At 47.2% G+C, this 20,005-nt stretch carries 22 protein-coding genes; 4 read left to right on the top strand and 18 right to left on the bottom strand.

Translation table 11 applies throughout. The features are described from left to right. Positions 1-14: 14 nt before the first annotated feature. On the bottom strand, positions 15-866 hold the full coding sequence (locus QMA09_RS02310) for a VOC family protein (protein WP_290211870.1): 852 nt from the start codon (positions 864-866) through the stop codon (positions 15-17). Between the two features lie 127 nt (positions 867-993). On the opposite strand from QMA09_RS02310, the gene QMA09_RS02305 reads away from it, so the two are divergent. Further along, on the top strand, positions 994-1,317 hold the full coding sequence (locus tag QMA09_RS02305) for a winged helix-turn-helix transcriptional regulator (protein WP_290211869.1): 324 nt from the start codon (positions 994-996) through the stop codon (positions 1,315-1,317). A 73-nt stretch (positions 1,318-1,390) separates the two neighbouring features. On the opposite strand, the gene QMA09_RS02300 is transcribed toward QMA09_RS02305, so the two are convergent. Continuing rightward, entirely contained in the window at positions 1,391-2,083 is a 693-nt protein-coding gene (locus QMA09_RS02300) for an STAS domain-containing protein (RefSeq protein WP_290211868.1), read from the bottom strand. A gap of 155 nt (positions 2,084-2,238) precedes the next feature. Further along, positions 2,239-3,873, bottom strand: a complete 1,635-nt coding sequence (gene abc-f / locus QMA09_RS02295) for a ribosomal protection-like ABC-F family protein (protein WP_290211867.1) — start codon at positions 3,871-3,873, stop codon at positions 2,239-2,241. Positions 3,874-4,317: 444 nt separating this feature from the next. Here abc-f and QMA09_RS02290 point away from each other — a divergent pair, with 444 nt between their 5' ends. Beyond that, positions 4,318-4,626 carry a hypothetical protein gene (locus tag QMA09_RS02290; protein ID WP_221300997.1) on the top strand — a complete coding sequence of 103 codons (309 nt, stop codon included), beginning with the start codon at positions 4,318-4,320 and terminating at the stop codon, positions 4,624-4,626. A 7-nt stretch (positions 4,627-4,633) separates the two neighbouring features. On the opposite strand, the gene QMA09_RS02285 is transcribed toward QMA09_RS02290, so the two are convergent. From QMA09_RS02285 to QMA09_RS02245, 9 genes are all read right to left on the bottom strand, one after another. Next, positions 4,634-5,587, bottom strand: a complete 954-nt coding sequence (locus tag QMA09_RS02285) for a magnesium transporter CorA family protein (RefSeq protein ID WP_290211866.1) — start codon at positions 5,585-5,587, stop codon at positions 4,634-4,636. Positions 5,588-5,655: 68 nt separating this feature from the next. Further along, positions 5,656-5,823, bottom strand: coding sequence for a hypothetical protein (locus QMA09_RS02280; protein WP_290211865.1), 168 nt, complete (start codon positions 5,821-5,823; stop codon positions 5,656-5,658). Positions 5,824-5,884: 61 nt separating this feature from the next. Next, the gene (locus tag QMA09_RS02275; RefSeq protein WP_290211864.1) at positions 5,885-6,301 is read right to left on the bottom strand and encodes an NUDIX hydrolase; all 417 of its coding nucleotides are present in this window, start codon (positions 6,299-6,301) and stop codon (positions 5,885-5,887) included. Between the two features lie 97 nt (positions 6,302-6,398). Then, the gene (locus QMA09_RS02270; RefSeq protein ID WP_290211863.1) at positions 6,399-6,872 is read right to left on the bottom strand and encodes a GNAT family N-acetyltransferase; all 474 of its coding nucleotides are present in this window, start codon (positions 6,870-6,872) and stop codon (positions 6,399-6,401) included. 161 nt (positions 6,873-7,033) lie between these two features. After that, positions 7,034-7,900 carry a twin-arginine translocase subunit TatC gene (gene tatC / locus QMA09_RS02265; RefSeq protein ID WP_290211862.1) on the bottom strand — a complete coding sequence of 289 codons (867 nt, stop codon included), beginning with the start codon at positions 7,898-7,900 and terminating at the stop codon, positions 7,034-7,036. A gap of 10 nt (positions 7,901-7,910) precedes the next feature. After that, positions 7,911-8,120 carry a twin-arginine translocase TatA/TatE family subunit gene (gene tatA, locus QMA09_RS02260; RefSeq protein WP_135504244.1) on the bottom strand — a complete coding sequence of 70 codons (210 nt, stop codon included), beginning with the start codon at positions 8,118-8,120 and terminating at the stop codon, positions 7,911-7,913. Positions 8,121-8,137: 17 nt separating this feature from the next. Continuing rightward, entirely contained in the window at positions 8,138-9,847 is a 1,710-nt protein-coding gene (locus tag QMA09_RS02255; protein ID WP_290211861.1) for a GMC family oxidoreductase, read from the bottom strand. Positions 9,848-9,865: 18 nt separating this feature from the next. Continuing rightward, on the bottom strand, positions 9,866-10,612 hold the full coding sequence (locus QMA09_RS02250; RefSeq protein WP_290211860.1) for a gluconate 2-dehydrogenase subunit 3 family protein: 747 nt from the start codon (positions 10,610-10,612) through the stop codon (positions 9,866-9,868). Between the two features lie 239 nt (positions 10,613-10,851). Then, positions 10,852-11,454: a 3D domain-containing protein gene (locus QMA09_RS02245; protein ID WP_290211859.1), complete on the bottom strand. Its 603-nt coding sequence runs from the start codon at positions 11,452-11,454 to the stop codon at positions 10,852-10,854. A 387-nt stretch (positions 11,455-11,841) separates the two neighbouring features. Between QMA09_RS02245 and QMA09_RS02240 the strand changes: the two genes are divergently transcribed. Beyond that, complete coding sequence (locus tag QMA09_RS02240; protein WP_290211858.1) at positions 11,842-13,341, top strand: BCCT family transporter; 1,500 nt, start codon at positions 11,842-11,844, stop codon at positions 13,339-13,341. A 31-nt stretch (positions 13,342-13,372) separates the two neighbouring features. Here QMA09_RS02240 and QMA09_RS02235 read toward each other — a convergent pair whose 3' ends face one another. Then, complete coding sequence (locus tag QMA09_RS02235; RefSeq protein ID WP_135504253.1) at positions 13,373-14,362, bottom strand: NAD(P)/FAD-dependent oxidoreductase; 990 nt, start codon at positions 14,360-14,362, stop codon at positions 13,373-13,375. A 394-nt stretch (positions 14,363-14,756) separates the two neighbouring features. Here QMA09_RS02235 and QMA09_RS02230 point away from each other — a divergent pair, with 394 nt between their 5' ends. After that, the gene (locus QMA09_RS02230; RefSeq protein WP_135504255.1) at positions 14,757-15,197 is read left to right on the top strand and encodes a peptidylprolyl isomerase; all 441 of its coding nucleotides are present in this window, start codon (positions 14,757-14,759) and stop codon (positions 15,195-15,197) included. Positions 15,198-15,249: 52 nt separating this feature from the next. On the opposite strand, the gene QMA09_RS02225 is transcribed toward QMA09_RS02230, so the two are convergent. The 5 genes from QMA09_RS02225 to QMA09_RS02205 all read right to left on the bottom strand — a co-directional run bounded on the left by QMA09_RS02225 (position 15,250) and on the right by QMA09_RS02205 (position 19,866). Beyond that, entirely contained in the window at positions 15,250-16,059 is an 810-nt protein-coding gene (locus QMA09_RS02225; RefSeq protein ID WP_290211857.1) for a transporter substrate-binding domain-containing protein, read from the bottom strand. Positions 16,060-16,313: 254 nt separating this feature from the next. After that, positions 16,314-17,042 (bottom strand): amino acid ABC transporter ATP-binding protein, encoded by a 729-nt coding sequence (locus tag QMA09_RS02220; RefSeq protein ID WP_135504258.1) that lies wholly within the window; start codon positions 17,040-17,042, stop codon positions 16,314-16,316. Next, positions 17,039-17,683: an amino acid ABC transporter permease gene (locus QMA09_RS02215; RefSeq protein WP_135504260.1), complete on the bottom strand. Its 645-nt coding sequence runs from the start codon at positions 17,681-17,683 to the stop codon at positions 17,039-17,041. Before QMA09_RS02215 ends, QMA09_RS02220 begins: the two co-directional genes overlap by 4 nt. Before the next feature lie 188 nt (positions 17,684-17,871). Continuing rightward, the gene (locus QMA09_RS02210; RefSeq protein WP_290211856.1) at positions 17,872-18,657 is read right to left on the bottom strand and encodes a transporter substrate-binding domain-containing protein; all 786 of its coding nucleotides are present in this window, start codon (positions 18,655-18,657) and stop codon (positions 17,872-17,874) included. Between the two features lie 108 nt (positions 18,658-18,765). Beyond that, positions 18,766-19,866: an AI-2E family transporter gene (locus tag QMA09_RS02205; RefSeq protein WP_290211855.1), complete on the bottom strand. Its 1,101-nt coding sequence runs from the start codon at positions 19,864-19,866 to the stop codon at positions 18,766-18,768. Positions 19,867-20,005 lie beyond the last annotated feature (139 nt).

Genomic DNA, 20,005 nt, shown 5'->3' with positions numbered 1-20,005 from the left:
GAGCCAGCCTTTTCCTATACCGTCAATCGGATGATATTGCCCGATGGATCTGCAGTTTCACTAAAACTGCCGTGTTCCTCTACACTTGCGCCAAGAGCTCGAAGGCGTTCCACAATGCGCTGCCGCTTTTCTTCGTCCGCCAGCACCAGCGTGTAATAGCCTAAACCGGCTTTTTCTTTCGGAAGCGCCGGGATGCCAGTGCCGTTCCAGACATTCAGCCCGATGTGGTGGTGGTATTTGTGGTCGGCAAGGAACAGCGCCTGTCCACCGAGTGATGACACCACTTCAAATTCAAGCGCATTGACATAAAAATCTTTCGCTTTTGCCAAATCTGCTACATGCAGGTGGATATGGCCCATCACCGTCTCTGCGGGCATGCCTTGCCAATCCGTTCCTGCGCTTTCTGCAGCCTGGACAAGACCAGCCGCATCGATCGGATCAACCGCCATCGCCACCTCACTGCCGTTCCAGTCCCACTCTTCGGGTTCACGGTCGCGGTAAATTTCGATGCCGTTGCCTTCCGGATCGCTTAAATATAACGCTTCACTTACTAAATGGTCCGATGAACCTAAACGCGCGCCTTTGTTATGAAGATGGATCAGTATTCTACCCAAGTCTTCACGGCTTGGCATTAGGATGGCAAAATGATAAAGTCCGGCGTAGCGCTGGTCTTTCTCTTGCAGCCCCTCCACTCCCTCAAGCCTTAATAAGCCTTTGCCTCCAGCTCCAAGAACTGCTGAATCCGCGGAATGTTCGAGCACTTCAAATCCGATGATATCACGGTAAAATTCAACCATTCCTTTTAAATCAAGAACCTTCAGACCGACTTCACCTACATAAGTGATCGGTTTTTCATGAAAATGCATATATGACAGCCCCTTTTTAGTTACTTTATGTAACCAATTATATTTTAGGAACTATAATGTGTCAAGTAACTAAATTCCTTTAACGCACAAGGTAATTGTGTTATTATAAGCTAAAGGGGTGACGACGATGGATACAACTATTATTTGCCCGCGTTTTGAAACTGCAATTTCACTTCTCAGCCAACGATGGACAGGCTTGATCATATACCAACTATTAAATGGCCCACAAAGATTCAGCCACTTGACCGAAGTCATCGGCATAAGCGGACGCCTTTTGTCTGAGCGCTTGAAAAGCCTTGAAGCAGCCGGTGTTGTTACTCGGAAAGTGTATCCTGAAACGCCTGTCCGGATTGAATATGAGTTAACTGAAAAAGGATTCTCCTTAAAACCGGTCATGGATGCCATCCAGGATTGGTCGCAAGAATGGGTGGAACCCGTTAACGCAAAATAAAACAGCTTATCCGCTGAAAGGATAAGCTGTTTTTTCTTGGCCATTAATCGGCCCTATGACATTTTGGATGGCTTTAAAGCCGTAGAGCCTGTTGCTCCATGATGTGCTTTAAACCGGCGTGTGCGGTGCTGAAAATCGGGGTGCCGCTTTCCAGTGAGACAATGGAAAGTGCGAGTTTCGGGCTTATTCCCACCAAGATGCATTGGGTCCCGATCAGTTTCAAACTATCTGTCATCATTTGAATCTGGTAGCGGATTTCATTTTCGAATTCCGTAATGCCGCTCAGATCGAGCAATACGTATTCAATATTTTTTTTCGAACATTCCATAAGTACAGTAGCAAGCAATTCATCAGAACGGTTTCTATCGAACTCGCCGATAAGCGGCAATGCAATCGTTTTCTCCCATATGTTCAAAATCGGGATCGACAAATCTTTGATCAACTGTTCGCTGCGTTTCAGTTCTTCCGCTTGTGTCGTGACGTCCATCAGCATGACGATGTAGCCATCAATCTTGTCATCAGCTTTAATCGGATTGATGACGATGTCCGTTACAAAGGCATTGCGGATGTTGATGCGGGCACGATGCCCTTCCGTCAGCCCTTCCATCAACTTTCGCTGGCGGCTAGGCTGCAAGTGAAAATCATCCATATTCATGCCGATCAAGTCTCGGCAATCCTCAATACCATATAAAGGGGCGACGCCTGACAACAGCCGATGCGCCTCCGTATTCATCCAGCGTATCGTATACGTGTTGTCAGCAATCATAATCGTTTCCCCAATATGGTCCAATGCATGCATCAAAGATATATTATCTGGTATTGTGCCAATTGCGGTCATATATTCACCTTACCTATTCCTCTTTTTCCATCTCTATTCAGTATCCCATACCATTCGGCAGATGCGCCACTTTATGCGGTGTTTCACGTTACTGATGCGGCATTCTTTTTTTCTTTAGCAAATGAATAATTGCCGTCGAAACGCTCAATCGATTGTTTGCTCAGCCAGTACGTGACCGGGAATAATTTATCCAGGAAATAACGGTCGTGCGAAACAGCGATGATGGTTCCTGGAAATCCACTAAGCGCCTCTTCCATCACTTCTTTCGCTTCCAGATCCAAGTGGTTCGTCGGCTCATCCAAAATCAGCAGATTGTGGTTCAAGTGCATGAGCTGCGCGAGACGGAGGCGCATCCGTTCCCCGCCGCTCAATTGGCGGACGGGCTGAAACACCATATTGCCGAAAAACAGGAATTTAGCGAGAATGGGCCTTGCATCATATTCGGAAACTGCCACGGCGTCACGGAATTCTTCGATGACAGTACGGTCATTGTCCATTTCAAGCGTATGCTGCGACAGATAGCCGATTGATAGGCCGATGCCGAGCAGGACCTCACCGCAATCAGCCTCTTCACTGCCCAGGATCATATTCAAAAGCGTCGTTTTGCCGGTGCCGTTCGAGCCGACTATCGCCGCGCGTTCACCGAAACGCACATGCATGCCAACTTCCTGGAACAAAAGCCGATCCCCGAACTCTTTCCAAACCCCATCCAGGCGGACGACGTCTTTGCCGCTCCGTCCGGCCATCTGGAAATCAAGCGCCATCTGTTTTTTCGACAGCACTGGGCGATCCAGCAGCTCAATCCGCGCCAACGCTTTCTCGATGCTTTTCGCCTGCCGGTGCATGCCGGCATTCGGCGGATTGGCACGGTTTGCCCACTCTTTCAAGCGTTTGATGGTTTCCTTCATTTGTTTGATTTTCTTCTGCTGGTCCTGGTATTGCTGGAACTCGATCAACAGGCGGGCTTCCCGTTCTTTGACGTATGCCGAGTAATTGCCTTTGTATTGGATCAGGTCGCCTTGGTCCAGCTCCCAAATGCACGTCACTGCTTCATCCAGGAAATAGCGGTCATGAGAAACCATGACGATCGTCCCTTTATAATGCGCGATGAACGAGCCGAGCCATTCGATTGCTTCGAGGTCCAAGTGATTGGTCGGTTCATCAAGCAGCAGCAGGTCCGGTTCCTGCAGCAGCAGTTTCGCCAAAGCCGCTTTGGTCCGTTCGCCGCCGCTCAGATGCCCCCATAATTCGTTTTTCAATTGTTTGATTTTGAGGCCGTTCAGCACTTGGTCAATCCGCATATCGATGTCATAGCCGCCGCGCAGCATAAATTCTTCCTGCAATACACCGTACTTCTCCAAGACGCGCTCCATCTCCTGCGGCGCGGCAGTTTCCATCCTTTTTTCCATTTCGGCTAAGCGATCCTGCATTTTCAATAAATCGGCAAATGCCGTTTGCAGCAGTTGCTCGACCGTCCAATCCGGTTCTTCATCCGGCGATTGCTTTAACAAGCCGACGCTGCAGCCTTTCTTCCAAGTGACCGCACCTTCTGTGGGCTGAAGCGATCCTGCCAGTACGTTGAGCAAAGTTGTTTTGCCTTCACCGTTGCGCCCGACGAGGCCGATTCGCTGCCCTTCGGCAACTTCCCCTTTGATGTGATTGAATAATTTTTGATTTGCAAAATGGCACATGATTTGTTGGAATTGGCTAATAATCATCGTTCTCTTCCTTTCGGTTGAAGAGACACGCGCAATACAAAAAGGCATGCAGGGACGCATGCCTTTTGCTTAAATCCGATTGCAGGCAGATGTCTCTTACTGGTTATTTTCACTCCATGCAGTTAGCTGAAAAAGGACAGACTTATCCTGTGCATGTTTTTTAGTGAAAGTAACGCCATGAAGAATGTAAAGATATTCCTGACATTCTGTCATGCGCTTACCAGTTCGAATCATCATACCCACCTCCTCGTTTCATTTCCTTAATCATAAGGGAAAGGTTTTTGAGCGTCAACAATTATTCAGAATTTTTATTTTTAACCGAATAATTAGAGCTTTTCAGCCGTTTTTTAGCTAGCTTTTTCAAATGCCCGTGAATATAGGATTAAAATAAAGGCAACAGGGGAAATAATCATAATAAAAAGGAAGGCGGCGGATACCGTGTCTATGTATTCAAGAATTGCTTTTGATAACGACACTCGAAAAGTGGAGAAAGCATTAAAGAAATACGAAGACAAGAAAACGGAAGCTCTCGTTTTGCTGGCGGAAATTGATTTATTGGAAAAAATGGAGGACGTGAAAGACGCGGAGATGTGGAAGCGCCAGTCGATGAAGGAAAAGCTGGTAGCTGTTGAGCGCCTTCGGAAAGACTTGAAGAACCAAGTGGCCGATTATATCGAAAAGCATGGAGATCAGGATCTCCAGCGCTATACCGAGCTGCTGGAAGAACTGGAAAAAGATAAAGCGCATTATTAGCGGGGAGCTATTCCCCGCTTTTTTTTGCCTTTTCCAAGTCCGGATGTTTCGCTTTTAAAATATCGCCTGTCCATCCTCTTCTTTTGAAGAACAGATAAAGTGCACCTGTTGAAAAAATAATGATGACGAGCGAAATCAAGTAGCCGAACGTCCAATAGAGCTCGGGCATATACTTGAAGTTCATGCCCCATATTGCACCCCACGCCATCGCAGGTGTGAAAAGAGTCGTTAAAACCGTCAACGTTTTTATGATTTCGTTCCCGCGGTAATTCGCTACTACGTTTTCCATGTCCACCATATTCTTGATCTCGTCTTGGTAGGAATCAACCAGAATAACACAGCGTTCAATCCGTTGGGACGTGCGATAAAACTCGATGCCATCACGGACGTCGGGCCCGAAGGTTTCCGGAATGGCCATTTGGATCTCAGCAAAGCCTTGGATCAGGTGCTTCCACAATAAGATTTCATGCCGCAGATCCGCTATCTTATCCAAGGTCTTGCTTTCATTGTTTTCACTGATTTCCCACAACAGGTTGCGCAAGCGCTCTTCGAACTTGTCGATCTTATGGAGAATGGAACTTACCATATGCCCCAGGAATACCATCATCAGCTCGACAGTTGTCGCTGCCCCCTCCATCTGCTTCAATAGGGTGTCTTTGTCCAGATCGGCATCTTTATCGAAATCCAATTCGTTCGTCACCAGAATATCCCGCGACAAGTAGAAGTGGAATACATCCAGCTCATTCTTATCGTGCTGGCTTTGACGGTAGATAAGCGACCCCCAGATCCCTTCTCCTCCCGGTTCAACTGTGTCGTTATGGAGAATATTCACCTCTAAATCTTGGGAATCCTTGATCCACGAATGCATCTTGTAATGGTCCGGCAAAAATTTCAGGAAATCTTCATCGCCAATTGACCCTTCTTCCTGCCATGCCACATGCATGAATTTGTATTGCGGCATACCCTTACCCCCTTTTACGCTCCAAAATTCCATTCTTATCGAAAAAAACAAGCCGAAAACGGCTTGTTTTATTCTTTTCGAGGCTGTTGATCTCTATATTTTTCATTTGAATTCTCTTTGTATTCCAAATCACGGTCGGGCATGGGATCTATTTCTTTCTTTTCCGGCATATCACGGCGCGGTTCGACTTCCGGAATCAATTGTTCCCCTTCTTGCTCTTCCTCGCCTTTTTTCATATGCTCCCTCCTCAACTTTTGCTTAGCTATAAATTACCCTTTCCGCCCATTTTTAACCCTTTCAGTTTTTCACCAATGCTTCGATCAAAGCGCGGTCATCCGGATACGCCAGATTCAGATCGGCCAGATCGCTGATCGGTTTCCAAGCGACGTCCAAAATCAATCCGAACGGATCTTCGGCATTGATTTCTCCGCCCTTCACTTCCACACGGAAATAATGCACTTCGAACGATATAGCTGAATCCTCGTATTCCCCTTTTTTTACCGTCAATTCCTCTTTCGCTTCGACAATCAAACCCGTCTCTTCAAAAAACTCCCGCTCACAGCAAGCGCGCAGGCTTTCCCCTGGTTCTGCTCCGCTTGCAGGGACGGCCCATTTCTTGTCATCGTCTTCGGGCATATTCTGCTGTACGAGCAGTACCTCGTTTTTATCATTGACGCATATTCCAGCTGCGCCTTGCCAATTGGACATTTCCATCGTAATTCCTCCGTTGCTTGTTTGTCGGTTTACAGAACATCTTCTCTTCCCTTTAACATACTAAAAAGCGGCTCCTACTAGCAAGCCGCTTTTCATATCATTGCATTGTTTTCGAATATTGGCTATCCAATGTGAGGCCATGAGTTGCATCCGGAAGGCCAAGATCGCCCGAAAAGCCATTAGCCCGGTAGAAAGCGTCCGCGTTTGCTGAATCTGTCCTCACAACAATTTCCTTGAAATGGCCGCGCGCGTGATCGACGATTTTTTTCAAGAGCTTTGTTCCAATCCCTTGCCTGCGCGCTCCGGGTGAAATGTAAAATCGCCGCAGCCGGCCAACACCGTGTTTATCTGAATAAGGATCCCGGTTTATGCCGCCAATCGCCACTAAGTGGCCATGCTGATCCCATGCACCGTATAAAATTTCGCCTTCTTTATTGAATGTATTTGTGCCATCTTCATATTGGTCGACAAGCCGCCGTAAAAAGCGATACCCTTCCGCTTCGCTTTCTTCCACCAATTTTGAGACATCGACTGATTTCAAATCTGTGACTTCTTTCAGTTCAAGTTTCATGCCGCTCCTCCTCATCCTGGTCTATGCTTGCTGCCGTTCCTCTTTCAGTGTATAGAAAATAATCGATGGACGCCACTACAAAGTCAGAATTTTCTTTATTTTATTCCATACCAAAAAGCCTGCACAGAATTCTCTATGCAGGCCGCCATTCATATCGTGCATTAAACGGCGGAAGATTCCACGTCCGCCTTCCGCCCCTCCATTTTTCGGACGATGTAAATGCTCGTTTCATACAGCACCGCCATCGGAATAAGCACCAGAAGCTGGCTGATAAAGTCCGGCGGCGTGATGAGCGCCGATACGATCGCCAGGACCAGATACGACCATCTGCGCACTTTTTTCATCGACTCCGAAGTCAGCATCCCAATTGTTGACAGGAACAACGCCACAATCGGCATTTCAAACAACAAGCCTAACGGAATGGTTGTCATAATCAGGAAATGGATATATTCGCTCGCTGATATCATCACTGCAAAATTGGCTGCACCCAGGCCTACTAAAAATTGATAGCTCAACGGGTTGACGATGAAATAGCCGAATCCAACTCCGAGTATAAAAAGCAATAGCATGGCCGGTGAATACAGACCGATGAACTTGGACTCCTCTTCCTTCAACCCGGGTTTTACAAATTGCCACAGAAAATGGCAAAGGAAAGGCAGCGACAAGCCGAGCGCCAGCGTCAAAGAAATCGACGTGTAAAATTTGATGACTTCGAGCGGCCCCAGGATGACCAGGTCATGGCCTTTGACTACGTAAGGAAACCATACATTCAATGTCGAGAAAACCAAGATCAGAAACAAACCGAAAACCAATAGGCTTTTAATCAGCTGCTTGCGCAAATCACCCAAATGGTCAATCAGCGTTTCCACACGGTCATCTTGTTGAGGCGGTTCTGGAGCTGCCGGCTTCTTAGCAGGCTCTTCGGAAAGCTGCTCGACGGCCGGCGCCTCTTGTTCATGAGGCTTCTCAAGCTCCACATTCTTTTTCGCCAACGGACTAATTAGTTTGCGTTCTCCATACGGATCCATTTAACCACCTTCATATGTTTTCGGATTTTTTCTCTTCTTTCTTCACTGCCGGCTCTTCATCATCGTCATCCATCAGCCCTTTAGTAGAGCGCTTGAATTCTGAAAAAGTCTTGCCCACAGCACCGCCGATTTCCGGCAGCTTTTTCGGTCCGAACAAAATAAGGACAATGACCAGAATAATGATCAATCCAGGTACGCCAATTGATGATAATCCTCCCATATTGTTTCCTCCTTCATTTAAACGAGGGATCCCCCGTTTTTACTGTAATTGATGACACCTTCTGCACAACGGTATGCTAGCGCTCCGACAGTGCCTGTCGGGTTATAGCCGCCATTATGCGCAAAATTCCCTGCACCGACGACAAACAGATTCTCCATGTCCCAGTGCTGCAAATAATTATTGACGACGCTGTTCGCCGGGTCGGCTCCCATAATCGTGCCTCCGGTATTGTGCGTAGTCTGGTAAGGAACAATGTCGTAATCCGATATCGGATTGCCCCCGGCCACCGTTTTCGCGCCCATCTCCTGCATGATTCCAGCCGCTTTTTCCGATAAATAGGAATGCAGCGCGCGATCCTGATCGGTAAAATTATAAGTCAGCTGCAGCAACGGGACTCCATAGATATCTTTATAGGTGCCATCGAGCGACAAGTAATTTTCTTTATGCGGCATCGAAGCACCTTGTCCACCTACGTTCAAGGTCCGCGTGAAATTTTCAATGGATGCTTTTTTGAATTCCGCTCCCCATGAAGGGGTGTCCGGCGGAAGCGGATTGAACAGGATCGGCCGGCTGCCAGTCTGGGTTATCGACAGGCTGGCTCCATGGATAAACTCCAGATCTGCGTGATCGAAATTGTCTCCGTTGAAATCATCGACCGTCATGCCTAGAGCCCCGGCACCCATGAATGTGTTCATCTGTTCATCAAAGAAACCCGTTGCTCCAGGCAGGATCTGATATGCATAGTTTTTGCCGAGCGTGCCTCTGCCTGTATTTGGATCGTATTGTTCGCCAATTTGCGAAACCATCAGCAATTTCGCATTGTTAAGAATATAGCTGGTCAAGACTACGACTTCCGCCGGCTGGATGAATTCTTCGAAAGTGACGGTATCAATATAACGGACGCCGGTGACTTTATCGCCTTCTTTCATGATCTCCACCACATTTGCGTTGAACTTGATCTCATAATTCCCTGTTGCCCGTGCTGCAGGCACTACGGTGATTTCAGGTGAGGTCTTGGCGCCGTATTCGCAGCCGAAGCGTTCGCAGAATCCGCAGTATTGGCAGGCATTGATTTTTTGGCCGTCCGGATTTTCATACGGCTCTGAAAGGTTTGCCGACGGCATCATGAATGGCGAATAGCCAAGATTGCTCGTCGCGGTCTCGAATTTCTTCAGAATCGCTGTCTTCTTCATCGGCGGCGTCGGATAATCGCTGGAGCGTTTGCCCCAGAATGGATTTTTATCCTCACCGGAGATGCCCGCTGTTTTCTCGAAGCGATCGAAATAAGGTTCCAATTCATCGTAAGTGATGCCCCAGTCCTGCAACAGGTAATCAGCTGATAATTTATTGCCGTATTTTTGCTCGGTCATTGTCTTGATTTGAAAATCATAAGGCAGAAAGCGCCAGTTTTGGCCATTCCAATGGGTTCCAGAACCACCGAGCCCTTCGCCAAGCAGGAAAGAGCCCATCTGCCGCATCGGCAGCGCCCGCTGGTTTCTGTTATTGCGGAACGTGACGGTTTCTTTTGATAAATCCTGCATCAGTTCATAGCGCACCGCATACCGGTACTCATCGTGAACAATTGAAAAATCTTCTGTACCGCGCTCTCTCCCCCGTTCAAGACCTACTACTTTCAAGCCTTCTTTGGCGCATTCTGCAGCGATAATGCCACCTGTCCAACCCACGCCAACCGTAACGACATCGACTTTATCCAACGTTGTGACCATTGCAGTCCCCCCTTTACCTTAATTTTGCATCCCCAGTGAATGGGGCTCGATTTCAACAAAATCTTCGCTTTCAATATCATTGATATAAGCTGCTTGATGCCCTGGGAAACCTTTCATCTTCCAGCCTTCCATGTTCTGGTTTCCGCCGTAGATCGGGTCTGCATAAGCCCCTTCAAGCGTCGCCATCCGCAAGAGCCGGAAAAAGAACAGCGCGTTGACACCGCTCATCTGAATTTCGTCTTCCTGGAATGCCGTCAGGATTTCATCCATCTGGCCTCCTTCAAGATCAACGAAGTTCGCTTTGAAGCGTGATTGCGCCTCTTGCTGCATAATTTGCAAGCCTTGGCGGAACATTTCATTCCGCTTTAGCCGGCTTTGATAGCCTTGAGTCATTTCACCTTCCAGAAACGGCCCCTGCATGTATTCCTTGGAGTTTTCTCCATACGCTCCGGCAAGCTGGCGATCGATAAAATAAGGAACTCCTAAACCGATTGCGCCCGGCCCTAAATCATCTTCCGGGAAAATACGTTCTGTCGCTTGTGCAAGGATTTGGAATTCCGCATCGTTTTTAAAGAACATCAATCCCCTTACGCCGCCTGCAGCCCCGCCTTCACTTGTAGCAGGAGCTTCTCCCGGAGCAGTAGTGTTGTTGGCATTAGCGCCGATCAGCCCTCCGATAATGCCCCCGCCGATCAAGGCGCCGGCTGCAACCCCTGAAGTTTTCAAAAAGTCTCGCCTAGAATAATTCTTTGGTTCTTTCGCCATTTCCAGACCCCCTTATCGAATGTAGATATACTATTCAGAATATTGCTAATCTCGTTATATGTAAAGCTTAAACCAAAATTTCTGGAAATTAATTGATAACTGTATTAAAAAAATACCCCTTGGTGCATCGCATCTCGGAGAGCTGAACGGCATTTTGCTCTCTGATGAATTTCGCAAGGGGTATTTCAAGCATAAAAAAAGCCAAGGGAATGTTCACCTCGGCTGTATTGCTATAAATATTAGTCTAGAACTTTGATTGTGATGTTTTTACGGCCCCACTCAAGTGCTGCGCTTTGAGATGGAATGAATACATCGATCTTGTTGCCTTTAATCGCGCCGCCTGTGTCGCCTGCGATAGCAGTTCCGTATCCTTCAACCCAAACTTTAGAGCCTAATGGGATAACAGTCGGATCTACGGCAATCACTTTTTGGTTCGGGTTAGAACGCAAGTCTTGCCCTGTAGCAGTTGTTCCTGAGCATCCTGCGCAATATGCAGTGTAAGCCGTAGCTGAAACTGTCATTTCTTTGCCGGCTTGCTGAGTTGCTGGAGCAGGTGCTGATGCTTGTACTGGTGCTGCTGTTTTAGCTGGTGCTGGTGCTGATGCTTGTTTAGGAGCTGCCTCGTTGCCAGCTTCCAATGTGAAATCTTGTCCTGGGAAGATTAAATCGGATGAAAGTCCGTTCCAACCCATCAATTGATCAACTGTTACGTTATTTTTTTGTGAGATACCCCAAAGAGTATCACCTGATTCTACTGTATACGATGAATGAGCGCTAGCTGTGCTCGCTGCGCCTACACTTAATGCTGCAATAGCAGTTAGTGTAACGATTTGCTTTTTCATAAATGAAATTCCTCCTTTTCACTAACAAATAGCATCATACCACCTGCGCATTTCAGAACGATGACAGAACATCGGATATAAAATATCAATTGCGTTACGTAAAAGTGATATATATTACAGTCTGTAATGAAACAGAAAATTCGTTTCAGGAAAATGTAGTTTAGGGGAGAGATGAAAGGGAACAATTAACTGTTTAAGGTTTTTATATAAGTTGAACTAAAGAAGGAACTTATCGAACACCGCGTCGGATGCTTCGGGTATGGCTGCGCTGGATAAGCACTTCGAGAAATAAAAAAGCTTCCTGGTATTCGCTAGTTTATTTCTCCGTATCCATAACCGAAATCTTTGGTTCAACTTATGTACATAAAATATAAAGGGGGAAGAAATATGAAAAAAGTGACAATCGTTTTCTGGATTTCCCTTGCGCTTTGTCTAAGCTTTGTCTTTTGGGGTTATATAGCTCCCGAGGGCTTCAATGAAACAACCGGAAACCTGACAGCTGCTATTTCCGAAACATTCGGCTGGTATTACCTGGTCACCGTGTTCTTGATATTGGCGTTCTGCATTTATATGATTTTTTCCCGCTACGCAAACATCAAGCTCGGCAAGCCGGACGAGGAGCCTGAGTTTTCATTGCCATCGTGGTTTGCCATGCTGTTCAGCGCAGGAATGGGGATGGGGTTGGTGTTCTGGACGACTGCGGAGCCGATATCCCACGCGTTCATCAGCGCACCGCGCGCTGAAGTCGGCTCACCTGAAGCCGTTTCAGATGCGCTTCAGTTCTCTTTCTTCCATTGGGGCATCCACGCCTGGGCCGTTTATGGCATCGTGGCATTGGTGCTGGCCTATTTCAAATTCCATAACGGCGCGCCAGGCCTGATCAGCGCGACGTTGACGCCGTTGTTCGGGCACAAGGCGATGGCCGGAATCCCCGGGAAACTGGTTGACATCTTGGCTGTTTTCGCCACCGTCATCGGTGTCGCTTCAACGCTGGGATTCGGGACAGCCCAATTGAATGAGGGGCTGTCGTTCCTTTTCGGCACACCGAATACGTTCGCATTCCAGCTCCTGATCCTCGGGATTTCAACAATCCTCTTCATCGGATCCGCGTGGTCCGGAATCGGGCGCGGCATTAAATACTTGAGCAACATCAATATGGTGCTCGCCGTCATCTTGCTGCTGATGATGCTGTTTGCAGGGCCGACGCTGTACATTCTCAACTCATTCACCGCAGGAATCGGCGGCTACATGACCAATTTCTTCGACATGAGTTTCAATCTGCAGCCGAATAACGAAGAACGGCGCGGCTGGCTCAACGCCTGGACGGTGTTTTATTGGGCTTGGTGGATTTCATGGGCGCCGTTTGTCGGCATTTTCATCGCCCGTATTTCAAGAGGACGGACCATCAAGGAATTCATAGTCGGCGTATTATTCGTGCCCTCGTTGGTCTGCTTTATCTTTTTCGCCGTGTTCGGTGCATCTGCCTTGAAGCTTGAGCAGAATAACATTGCCAAGATTTCCGAATATAGCCTGGAGACGGCCACGTTCGGCATGTTGCAGCATTACCCGCTCGGCACATTGATGGCGTTCATCACGTTATTCGTCATCGCCATCTTTTTCATTACATCTGCCGATTCAGCAACATTCGTGCTTGGCATGCAGACAACCGGAGGCATGCTGAATCCGCCTAACCTTGTGAAGATCACCTGGGGATTCATCCAATCTGCGGTTGCAGCAATCGTCCTTTACACAGGCGGCACCCAAGGGCTGCAGAACGCGCTCATTATCGCGGCGCTGCCCTTCTCGGTTGTCATCCTGCTGATGGGCGCTTCGTTCTTTAAAGTGATACAACAGGATCCGCTCATCAAAAAGCGCAACCGGACATAAAAAAGAATCAGCCATCGCGGCTGATTCTTTTTTATTTGAATACGCTTGTACTGTGGAGCGGCTGAATTTTCGATTTCGGATCCAGATAGGCTTTCGCGTTGTTGATCGCTGTCGGCGCTTCGCCGAACCCTACGGCGATCAATTTCACTTTGCCTTCATAGGTCGCAATATCGCCGGCTGCATAAATTCCCGGGATGCTTGTTTCCATTTTCGAGTTCACCACGACTGAGTTCTTCTCCATCTCCAGGCCCCATTCCTTGATTGGGCCGAGCGATGTAATATTGCCGTAGTTGACGATGACGTGATCGGCTTCGATGCGCTCTTCGTTGCCCTCTTTGTCGACAAGGACAAGTTCACGGAGCTCGCCGTTTTCGCCGATGAGTTCTTTTACGCCGTATGGTTTTTTGACATCCACTTTGGAAGCCAGCAATGTATCGATATTCGCTTCATGGGCAGTCATCTTTTCCCGACGGTGGCTTAACGTGACGTGTGACGCTACATCTTCAAGCATCATTGCCCAGTCGACTGCAGAATCTCCGCCGCCCAAAACAACGACTTTCTTGCCGCTGAATAAAGTCAGGTCTCTTACACCGTAATGAAGAGTTTTGCCTTCAAACGGATCGGATCCGTCAACGCCGATTTTGCGGGGCTGGAAAGCGCCCACTCCGGCAGTCAGCAATACGGCCTTCGTGTAATGGACTTCTTTATCCGTTGAAATCGCAAAATAATCTTCTTCGAGCCGTTCCACGGTAGATACGGTTTCTTCCAAGCAAATAGCAGGATCGCCGTAGTTCGCTTGAACCACCAGGCTGTCTACAAGGTCTTTGGCCAGTACTTTCGGGAACCCGCCGACATCATAAATGAATTTATCGGGATACAGCTCTGTCAGCTGCCCGCCAAGCTGAGGTAAACTGTCAATGATTTTCACTTTCATTTTGCGCATGCCGCCATAAAAGGAAGCAAACAGTCCGGTCGGACCGCCGCCGATAATCGTAATATCAAAAATTTCGCGTTCTTCCATGTATAACACTCCTAATCTGCTCAATAATTATATCCTATCATATTATGCCCTATTTCACGCAATCAGACTAATGATTGAAATTATGCCGGAATGCGTGTTTTATCGCCACCACTCCGGCTCTTTTCACCTTTAACCGGCCCATATTCCGCTTTGCCGCGAGAACATTACAGAACTCAATCTGCATGTAAAACGCCGGAATAAAGTAAAGAGAGAAAACGGAAGGATTTGCAAAAGCGGTGGTTTTTCGGCAGCTTCCGCAGCCACTTGCTTGGCAGGCTAATCTTTCATGATTGGCGGCGGCTTGCTGAAATCCCTGTAATAGCCATATGATTATACAGACCGAGGAAAAATCGATATACTGAGGAATGTACAAATTGAAAAGGAGATGTTGTAAATGACGAAAAAAGGACATATCCACATGGAAAACGGCGAAGTAATCGAATTCGAACTTTTCCCGAACGAAGCACCAAACACAGTTAAAAACTTCGAGGATCTTGCAAACTCTGGTTTTTATAACGACGTAACGTTCCACCGCGTAATTCCTGGTTTTGTTTCCCAAGGCGGAGACCCTACTGGAACTGGCGCAGGCGGCAGCGGCAAGAACATCAAATGTGAAACTGAAGGAAACCCGCATAAGCACCAGGCAGGCAGCCTTTCAATGGCGCATGCCGGCAAAGATACAGGTTCTAGCCAATTCTTCATCGTCCATGCACCACAGCCGCATTTGGACGGCGTCCACACTGTTTTCGGCCAAGTGACTTCAGGTCTTGAAACAGCAAAAGCAATGAAAAACGGCGCGAAAATGACGAAAGTCCACGTCTTCGACGAAGAATAAAACAGGAAACCCGGTTTGGATATGAATCCAAACCGGGTTTTTTGATTGCTCTTCACTTTCCTTGGTTCTTGATGTATTTATTCACAATCTCGTCGTACGTGCCGTCATCCCGCAATTGCTGCAGCCCTTCATTAATCTGGCCCAGCAATTCGTCATTTTGCCCTTTTAAGACTGCAATTCCGTATTTTTCATCGTTCAAGCGTTCGCCAACCGTTTTCAATTCAAGATCCCGTTTGGAAATTGCGTAAGCAATCACAGGGTAATCTTCGATAAAAGCATCTGCGTGCCCGTTTGCCAATTCCAGGAACATCGAAGGGCTATCCTCAAAATAAGCGACTCGATAACCGTACTTCTCACGGTTTTCACCGGCAAATTTCGAACCCGTCGTCCCGCTCTTAACGGCGATGATTTTCCCATCCAAATCTTCCAATGTTTCAATTTCACTATTGTCCTGCGACGTAACCAATGTCAATCCTGCATCAAAATAAGGCTCTGAGAAATCCAGAATCTCTTTTCGTTCATCCGTAATGCTCATTCCTGCAATAGCCAAATCAATCGTGCCTTCTTCCAATGCCGGAATAATCCCCACAAAATCCATCGGGCGGAATTGAATTTCAAACCCTTGGCTTTCCGCAATCGCTTTGATCAGCTCAACGTCAATCCCTTGGTATTCCCCGCCAACTTGAAATTCGAAAGGCGGATAACTGGTATCAATGCCCACCGTGTATACTCCTTGTTCTGCACTTCCGCTTTCGCCCTCACCTTCTCCTCCTTCTTCTTCAGATTCTCCGTTCTGCTGAGCGCACGCTCCTACGATAAGGATCAGTGTAAAAAAAAGCAGTAAAAAACTGAACTTTTTCATTTTTCTCACCTCTCATCGTACCATTATGTACCCTCTAAATTTAACGCATTTATCTGATAATTAACACTTTTTTGATTAATTTACCTAAAAATTTATACTTGTGAAGCATTGCGCATTATACACTCTATTGACAGCCAAATACGCTCTGTAAAGGGATAAATACGCCCCATTGATGTGAAAATACGCCCCATAACAGCGAAAATACGCTTCGCGCGCTTCTCCAATAAAAAAACACGCCCCGCGAAGGGCGTGTTTTACAATACTTTGCTCAGGAACGCTTTTGTGCGTTCGTGCTGCGGGTTGCCGAATAATTCAGCTGGCACATTTTCTTCCACGATATAGCCGCCGTCAATGAACATGACGCGATCGCCCACTTCACGGGCAAAGCCCATTTCGTGCGTGACAATGACCATCGTCATCCCTTCAACCGCCAGCTGCTTCATAACATCCAGGACATCGCCGACCATTTCCGGGTCAAGCGCCGACGTCGGCTCGTCAAACAGCATGATTTTCGGGTCCATCGCAAGCGCACGGGCAATTGCGACGCGCTGCTTTTGGCCCCCTGACAATTCACCAGGATACGCATTCGCTTTTTCTCTCAAGCCGACTTTATCAAGCAATTCGTATGCTTTTTCGGTGATAGCTTTCTTGTCGCTTTTCTTCAGCTTCATCGGCGCCAGCGTGATATTTTCCAGTACGCTTTTATGTGGGAACAGATTGAATTGCTGGAATACCATGCCCACATCTTGCCGGACTTTATTGATATCCACTTTCGGATTGGTGATATCGGTTCCTTCGATATAGACATGGCCGCCTGTAATTTCTTCAAGGCGGTTCAAACAGCGGAGAAACGTACTTTTTCCGGAGCCGGAAGGGCCGATGACGCAGACCACTTCTTTTTCTTCAATCACTGTGCTCATATCTTTCAGCACTTCAATTTTTCCGAAGGACTTTTTGAGGTTTTCCACTCTGATCATAGTCATCGCAATACAAACTTCCTTTCTACAAAGCTCGCCAACATTGAGAGCAAGTAAATGACAATGAAGTAAATGACTCCAAGGGTCAAGTAAATCGTAAAGGCTTCAAAAGTCTGGCTGGCTTGAATGCGCCCTTCCTGCGTCAAATCGGCGATGCCGATTACCGACAGCAGTGAGGTGTCTTTCAATGAAATGATTGCCTGGTTCGTGATGGTCGGCAGCATGCGGCGGAAAGCCTGCGGCAAGATGATGTAACGCATATTTTGGGTGGCATTCAATCCAAGCGAACGCGCTGCTTCTGTCTGTCCTCTGTCAATCGACTGGATGCCGGCACGGATAATCTCCGAGAAATAAGCGCCGGCGTTGATGGCCACTGTGACAATCCCTGCCGTCGTATTGTCCATGGAGAAAAAGCCGAGTGAATTGAGTCCGAAATAAATGAAGAACAACTGGACGATAAACGGTGTTCCGCGTATCGCGTCAACGAAGAATTTCGCAATCCAGTTGAGGATTTTGAACGGGGCCAAGCGAAGCAAAGCCACGATCAATCCAATAATAAATCCAAGAATGATTGCAATTATGAATATATACAGCGTAACTTGCAATCCTTCCATCAAATACGGCATGGCATTCCTAATCGTATCCATTTCCACGTCTCCTTTGCATACAGCAAAACTTTAATCGGCAGAGGGTCGACTCACCTCAGCGGATTTCCAGCAAATTTCAATCGGATTTTGGCGGCGAAGCGACACCGCTTTTCAAAATCCACGCGGGCTTCGCCGTTAAAATCGGATAAAAAAATGCAGCGCGCTGCTGCGCGCCACATGTAAACCTTTTATTCGGCGATGTATTTATTAAGAATTTCATCGTATTCTCCGCTATCGCGAAGTTCTTGAAGACCCGTGTTGATTTTTTCAAGCAAATCAGCGTTTTCGCCTTTCAATACAGCAATTCCGTATTGATCGCCTGTCAAACGTTCGCCGACAGTTTTAAGGTCCAAGCCGCTTTCAGAAATCGCATAAGCGATAACCGGGTAATCTTCCAGAAGCACATCGGCATTGCCGTTTGAAACTTCTTGGAACATCGATGGGCTGTCTTCGAATTGAGATACAGTGTAGCCGTATTTCGATTCATTGTCCATAGCGAATTTCGAGCCTGTCGTACCACTCTTCACCGCTACTGTTTTGCCTTCTAAATCTTCCAATGACGTAATGTCGTTATTGTCTTTGCTGACTACCAATGACAAGCCTGCGTCAAAGTATGGATCCGAGAAATCCACGACTTTCTTGCGCTCATCCGTGATGCTCATGCCGGCAATCGCGACATCCAATTGGTTCGCTTGAAGAGCCGGGATGATGCCGCCGAAATCCATTGGTTCGAATTCGATCGCAAATCCTTGGCTTTCTGAGATGGCATTGATCAAATCAATATCAATCCCTGTGTATTCTCCGCCTTCCTCAAATTCAAAAGGTGGATATGTTGTATCAATTCCTACTTTATAAGTCTTTACTTCACTTGAGCCTTCCCCGCTGCCTGAGCCTTCAGATGAATCGTCTGAGCCGCAAGCTGCTATAACCAGCATCGCTGCCAAAAGAACAAGCAATAAACTGAACTTCTTCATGTTGTTGGTGCCCCCTTTGTTTCATTTATTAAAATACTAGTTGTAGTATATCACAAAGTCTTTCTTATCAGAACCTTCCAAAGAAATTAAACAGCTCTATTTCTCTGACTATTCGCCGCTTGCCGCCTTCTGCGAAATCACACGCTTTCTCCGTAAACGGTTAAACAGGCGGAAATTATGGACGAGTGTTTTCAAAACGGCGTACAGCGGAATCGCAATCAGGATTCCGATGAAGCCGTATAGCGCCGCAGCAATCAGCAACAACAGAATGATGGTCAGCGGGTGAATGTTCAGCCGGCTGCCCATGATATTCGGCGTGATCAAATTCCCTTCAATCTGCTGCACCGCGAGCAGGACCAAGATCACCTTGAACGCGGCAATCAGTGGATCTCCGCTCATCAAGGCGACAAACAGCGCCGGCACAACCCCGATGATCGGCCCCAAAAACGGCACAATCGTCAAAAGCATTGCAAAAATCGCCAGCAGCAGCGCATAATCCAATCCGATGATCAAATAACCGATGTACATGAGCGTCCCGACTGCCGCCGCGACAATCGCCTGGCTGACGATGTAATTCGACAAAGTTTCATCCATATCTTTCAACACTTTGCGCCCTTCGGGTTTGTGGTCTTCTGACACGTATTTCATCAAATGCGGCACAAGCTTGTCATCGTCTTTTAAAAGAAAGAACAAGATGAACGGCACCACAATCATGACCACCGCAGCATTCATCAAAATGGCCAGGACATCCATAGCGTTCTTCATTAAGTTGTCGGAATACTTTTCAGCGTAGCCGAGCACGCTACTTTTCAGCTCATAACCTGTAAATCCTGCAAATTTGAAGTTGGATACTGCGTTGTCGGATTCCTCCGTCATTTCTTCAACGGTTTTCGGTGCAAGCTCTGCCAGGCTTGCCACTTGTTCTTTGATAGTCGGGCCGAAAAAGTACAAGACGGCAGATGCGATTAAAATGAATAGCGAAAAGACAGTAATAATGGCTGCAATTTTAGGAATAAAACGCATCAATAAATGCAAAAAAGGGCGGATCAGGTAATACAGCAGCCCAGCGATCAGAATCGGGGCGAAAATAGTGGTAAGCACCACTTGGAATGGCCAAATAGCGTAATCGATTTTTCCAAGGAAAAAAAGGATGACGACCACCAGCAATGTACCGGTGGCATATTCAAAAAAAGGTTTCTTGATCCACATGCTTTCTGTTCCTCTCTCTCCAGTAATGATTTTTCGCAGTACAGCGGATTGGCAAATATGCTTTCTTTTCCATAATAGCATTGCTGCAGCTTCGGCGAGCGAATAAAAAAGACCATAAAAAAAGAGCGGAAGCATCATG

The organism is Planococcus sp. APC 3906 (assembly GCF_030407685.1).
Taxonomy (GTDB): Bacteria; Bacillota; Bacilli; order Bacillales_A; family Planococcaceae; genus Planococcus; species Planococcus koreensis.
Note: the sequence above shows the minus strand (reverse complement) of the source record. Positions and strands in the feature narration are given on the sequence as shown.

Bases quoted from the DNA above. Each gene is read 5' to 3' on its own strand.
- QMA09_RS02310 (WP_290211870.1), bottom strand. From the start codon at position 866: ATGCATTTTCATGAAAAACCGATCACTTATGTAGGTGAAGTCGGTCTG.
- QMA09_RS02305 (WP_290211869.1), top strand. From the start codon at position 994: ATGGATACAACTATTATTTGCCCGCGTTTTGAAACTGCAATTTCACTT.
- QMA09_RS02300 (WP_290211868.1), bottom strand. From the start codon at position 2,083: ATGATTGCTGACAACACGTATACGATACGCTGGATGAATACGGAGGCG.
- abc-f (WP_290211867.1), bottom strand. From the start codon at position 3,873: ATGATTATTAGCCAATTCCAACAAATCATGTGCCATTTTGCAAATCAA.
- QMA09_RS02290 (WP_221300997.1), top strand. From the start codon at position 4,318: ATGTATTCAAGAATTGCTTTTGATAACGACACTCGAAAAGTGGAGAAA.
- QMA09_RS02285 (WP_290211866.1), bottom strand. From the start codon at position 5,587: ATGCCGCAATACAAATTCATGCATGTGGCATGGCAGGAAGAAGGGTCA.
- QMA09_RS02280 (WP_290211865.1), bottom strand. From the start codon at position 5,823: ATGAAAAAAGGCGAGGAAGAGCAAGAAGGGGAACAATTGATTCCGGAA.
- QMA09_RS02275 (WP_290211864.1), bottom strand. From the start codon at position 6,301: ATGGAAATGTCCAATTGGCAAGGCGCAGCTGGAATATGCGTCAATGAT.
- QMA09_RS02270 (WP_290211863.1), bottom strand. From the start codon at position 6,872: ATGAAACTTGAACTGAAAGAAGTCACAGATTTGAAATCAGTCGATGTC.
- tatC (WP_290211862.1), bottom strand. From the start codon at position 7,900: ATGGATCCGTATGGAGAACGCAAACTAATTAGTCCGTTGGCGAAAAAG.
- tatA (WP_135504244.1), bottom strand. From the start codon at position 8,120: ATGGGAGGATTATCATCAATTGGCGTACCTGGATTGATCATTATTCTG.
- QMA09_RS02255 (WP_290211861.1), bottom strand. From the start codon at position 9,847: ATGGTCACAACGTTGGATAAAGTCGATGTCGTTACGGTTGGCGTGGGT.
- QMA09_RS02250 (WP_290211860.1), bottom strand. From the start codon at position 10,612: ATGGCGAAAGAACCAAAGAATTATTCTAGGCGAGACTTTTTGAAAACT.
- QMA09_RS02245 (WP_290211859.1), bottom strand. From the start codon at position 11,454: ATGAAAAAGCAAATCGTTACACTAACTGCTATTGCAGCATTAAGTGTA.
- QMA09_RS02240 (WP_290211858.1), top strand. From the start codon at position 11,842: ATGAAAAAAGTGACAATCGTTTTCTGGATTTCCCTTGCGCTTTGTCTA.
- QMA09_RS02235 (WP_135504253.1), bottom strand. From the start codon at position 14,362: ATGGAAGAACGCGAAATTTTTGATATTACGATTATCGGCGGCGGTCCG.
- QMA09_RS02230 (WP_135504255.1), top strand. From the start codon at position 14,757: ATGACGAAAAAAGGACATATCCACATGGAAAACGGCGAAGTAATCGAA.
- QMA09_RS02225 (WP_290211857.1), bottom strand. From the start codon at position 16,059: ATGAAAAAGTTCAGTTTTTTACTGCTTTTTTTTACACTGATCCTTATC.
- QMA09_RS02220 (WP_135504258.1), bottom strand. From the start codon at position 17,042: ATGACTATGATCAGAGTGGAAAACCTCAAAAAGTCCTTCGGAAAAATT.
- QMA09_RS02215 (WP_135504260.1), bottom strand. From the start codon at position 17,683: ATGGATACGATTAGGAATGCCATGCCGTATTTGATGGAAGGATTGCAA.
- QMA09_RS02210 (WP_290211856.1), bottom strand. From the start codon at position 18,657: ATGAAGAAGTTCAGTTTATTGCTTGTTCTTTTGGCAGCGATGCTGGTT.
- QMA09_RS02205 (WP_290211855.1), bottom strand. From the start codon at position 19,866: ATGTGGATCAAGAAACCTTTTTTTGAATATGCCACCGGTACATTGCTG.